We start from the raw sequence: 264 nt of genomic DNA on the forward strand, positions 1-264 counted from the left end.
CTTTGAGTTTCTTCACCCTCGTTCTTGGCAATTTCCATTGCTTCCATAGGCACATCCTGAGTCTTCTTCGAATCCATGAATCTAAATTCTTCAATACGTTCGGAGTATCAATGAGGGCGAAATACCCCATCCAACCCCTAAGGTATTGCTTTAACTTATTTATTCGGAGTTTCATGGGTATCGGTAATTTTCTCGAGGTCATTTCCCTGATTCGTTTCTTTACCCTCTTCACCGTTTGTTTAGCCAGTAGAACCTTCGGGTTCT

General features: G+C 42.0%; 1 protein-coding gene. It reads right to left on the minus strand.

Annotated features, from left to right (window positions below):
- Window positions 1-264, minus strand: a 264-nt coding sequence (locus Q8G36_RS28980; RefSeq protein ID WP_305163167.1) for a group II intron maturase-specific domain-containing protein, incomplete at both ends; no start/stop codon positions are given.

Origin of the sequence: Peribacillus frigoritolerans (genome assembly GCF_030676415.1) — a bacterium.
Classification (GTDB): Bacteria; Bacillota; Bacilli; order Bacillales; family DSM-1321; genus Peribacillus; species Peribacillus frigoritolerans_A.